The sequence below is a fragment of the Candidatus Glomeribacter gigasporarum BEG34 genome (genome assembly GCF_000227585.1).
Lineage (GTDB): Bacteria > Pseudomonadota > Gammaproteobacteria > Burkholderiales > Burkholderiaceae > Glomeribacter > Glomeribacter gigasporarum_B.
Window position 1 is genome coordinate 1 of the sequence record NZ_CAFB01000094.1, and the last position, 2608, is coordinate 2608.

3 protein-coding genes, 1 tRNA gene and 1 pseudogene are annotated in these 2608 nt (G+C 53.1%); 2 read left to right on the forward strand and 3 right to left on the reverse strand.

The genetic code is table 11. The annotated features are described in order from the left end of the window. Positions 1–53: 53 nt before the first annotated feature. Together CAGGBEG34_RS08965 and CAGGBEG34_RS10445 are read left to right on the forward strand one after the other, a co-directional pair. Positions 54–126 (forward strand) — tRNA-Val (locus CAGGBEG34_RS08965). A gap of 66 nt (positions 127–192) precedes the next feature. After that, positions 193–900: a helix-turn-helix domain-containing protein gene (locus tag CAGGBEG34_RS10445; RefSeq protein ID WP_203224884.1), complete on the forward strand. Its 708-nt coding sequence runs from the start codon at positions 193–195 to the stop codon at positions 898–900. 44 nt (positions 901–944) lie between these two features. On the opposite strand, the gene CAGGBEG34_RS08975 is transcribed toward CAGGBEG34_RS10445, so the two are convergent. The 3 genes and pseudogenes from CAGGBEG34_RS08975 to CAGGBEG34_RS10450 all read right to left on the reverse strand — a co-directional run. After that, positions 945–1433: a dihydrofolate reductase gene (locus CAGGBEG34_RS08975; RefSeq protein WP_006683326.1), complete on the reverse strand. Its 489-nt coding sequence runs from the start codon at positions 1431–1433 to the stop codon at positions 945–947. A 1-nt stretch (position 1434) separates the two neighbouring features. Next, on the reverse strand, positions 1435–2268 hold the full coding sequence (locus CAGGBEG34_RS08980; protein WP_006683327.1) for a thymidylate synthase: 834 nt from the start codon (positions 2266–2268) through the stop codon (positions 1435–1437). Positions 2269–2421: 153 nt separating this feature from the next. After that, positions 2422–2608 (reverse strand): annotated as a pseudogene (locus CAGGBEG34_RS10450) (uracil-DNA glycosylase); the annotation flags it as partial.

Consider the following 2608-nt stretch of genomic DNA (forward strand, 5'->3'; position numbering starts at 1 on the left):
ACCGCCCGACGCAGGCTCACGGGCGCGCAGTAAGATCATGAACAGGTTCTTACGGGTGCTTAGCTCAGCAGGTAGAGCGAGGCCCTTACAAGGCTTAGGTCGGGAGTTCGAGTCTCTCAGCACCCACCCATTCGTCAGGCTTGGCATATGCAGCATGAAGGCCGCAAACAGGCTCTAAGATTTTGCAAGGGAATGGATAAGATGGATATCGTTCAGCATTTACCTGGCGGCGGGATCACAATTAAATATGATGGACTGGTCAGATTTGAAAAACTTGTCAGACTTCCGATTTTAGGTCGGGGAAACAAGAAAGTCATTGCTGTTCTCAGTAATTTTTACGATCTCACCCATCGTTTAACCTTAAATAAACTGTTTCAATTCTACCGCGATTACTATCCTGAAAAACAGGCGATTCAACAACTTCTAAAACATTTAAAAATCGACCATTACTTTTCCGAGCTGCCTACCCTCTCGGAGGTGTGGTTATTGTTCGCGCTCCATCAAGATCCCCGGCAAAAAGGCGCCGCGCGCTTATTGGGTTTATCCCACAAAACAGTGTACGTGTACGTGACTCATCTTCGCGACAAATTAAGAGTGCCCGATCTGCACACTGTATTGGCACAGTTGCGCGCTGTCCCGATTAGACCGGACCATATCCGCCTTGAGTCGGAACGCCGTCTGGATGGTCAGCACACACGGGGACGCAAGCTGGACAGCCATCGGTTGAATGCGGCTAAAGCGCTATTGGCAGAGGGCATGACATTCAAAAATGTGGCTCAACAGGTTGGCGTATCCGTTTCAACGCTTTATCGCTGGTTTTCAGACAAAAAGACGGAGACTGCCCCTTATCCATCTAGAGCATTTTTCAGCGAGATTGCGGCGGGCGCGAGCGCGAGGTGAAGCCGGCAAGCCGCTGAAAAATGCTCTAAGAACCTGTTCACGATCTAACCTCTTTTTTGGTACTCCACAAAGGAATAATCCCAACCCGCAGCGCGGTGCGTCTCGCGTGACATCACACGCCAAATTGCCGGATCCGGGGCGGGAATCCTCACATCGCCGTCAAAATCATGATTGATTTCAGTCATGATTAAACGGCTGGCATAGGCCAGTCCTTCCATATACAGTCGCGCGCCGCCGATCAAAAAGGCTTCTGGCACATGATCTTGCTCACAGCGCGCAAGCGCATCCGCAAGACTTTCAACCGCTTCGCAACCCGCCAGCACATACGCGGGATGATGTGTGATGACTAGATTGCGTCGCCCCGGCAACGGCCGTCCAATCGATTGGTGCGTTTTACGGCCCATGATTACCGGCGCGCCCATTGTCGTGCGTTTAAAAAAGGCCAGGTCTTCAGGCAAATGCCACGGTAATTGATTGCCGCGTCCGATCACGCCGTTGCGCGCGCGCGCGATCATGATCGAAAGCCTCGTCATTTTAAACGGCGATTGGCGCTTTGATTGCGGGATGGCACTGGTAATGATCTATGATGAAATCTTCTATGTCGTAACTGAAAATATCGTCGGGTTTGCGCGCGAGGCGCAAGCGCGGCAGCGGATAAGGCGGGCGTGTCAGTAATTGTTGCACTTGCGCTAAATGATTCAAATAAATATGACAATCGCCGCCGCTCCAAATCAGCTCTCCGACCGACAAATGGCATTGCTGCGCCAACAAATGCGTTAACAATGCATAGCTCGCAATATTAAACGGCGTGCCCAGAAAGACATCCTGACTGCGGCAATACAACAAGCAGCTCAGCTTTGCCTCATGCACATAAAACTGCGCCAGACAATGGCACGGCGCGAGCGCCATCCGCCCCGCGCGCACATTGTCCGCCGGCGTTTGCGATTCATCCGGAAAATCCGCGAGATTCAGCGCGGTCAACAACAAGCGGCGAGAATGGGGGCGTTCACGAATCTGCTGAACCAAATCCGCGATCTGATCAATCGCGCCGCCGTCCGGCGCAGGCCAGCAACGCCATTGATAGCCATAAATGGGCCCCAGATTGCCTACCTCATCCGCCCATTCGTCCCAGATGGTTACGCCGTGCGCGTGCAGATACTGAATATTGGTATCGCCTTTTAGAAACCAGAGCAATTCGGCAATCACGCTTTTCAGATGAATTTTTTTGGTTGTGACAACCGGTAAGCCTTCTCCAAGATTGAAGCGTAGCTGACGCCCGAAAACGCTCAGCGCGCCGGTGCCGGTCCGATCCGGCTTTTGGACGCCGTTGGCGAGAATATCGCGCAGGAGTGCGTGATAGAGTTCCATTCAAATTTCAAAAATTGACTGGCGCGCGGCAGAGAAACACATCGGCTGCAACCAGTCAATCGCTGCCCGATCCGTCTGCGCTCGCGCATTTTTCAGCGGCTTGCCCTGTGTCGCTTCGCGCTCGCCGTATTGCTCATACTGTCTTCGCGCTTGCTCCTCGGGCAATCTCACTGAAAAATGTGCGAGATATTCATTTGCGCGGATGAAGTGACGGCAGCCGAAAAAACCGCGCGCCGCCGAGAGCGGAGAGGGATGCGCCGCCTCCAGAACGAGGTGATGGCTGGAATCAATCAGCGCGCGTTTGGCCTGTGCATACGCGCCCCACAGCATGAAGACAAGC

Bases quoted from the DNA above. Each gene is read 5' to 3' on its own strand.
- CAGGBEG34_RS10445 (WP_203224884.1), top strand. From the start codon at position 193: ATGGATAAGATGGATATCGTTCAGCATTTACCTGGCGGCGGGATCACA.
- CAGGBEG34_RS08975 (WP_006683326.1), bottom strand. From the start codon at position 1,433: ATGACGAGGCTTTCGATCATGATCGCGCGCGCGCGCAACGGCGTGATC.
- CAGGBEG34_RS08980 (WP_006683327.1), bottom strand. From the start codon at position 2,268: ATGGAACTCTATCACGCACTCCTGCGCGATATTCTCGCCAACGGCGTC.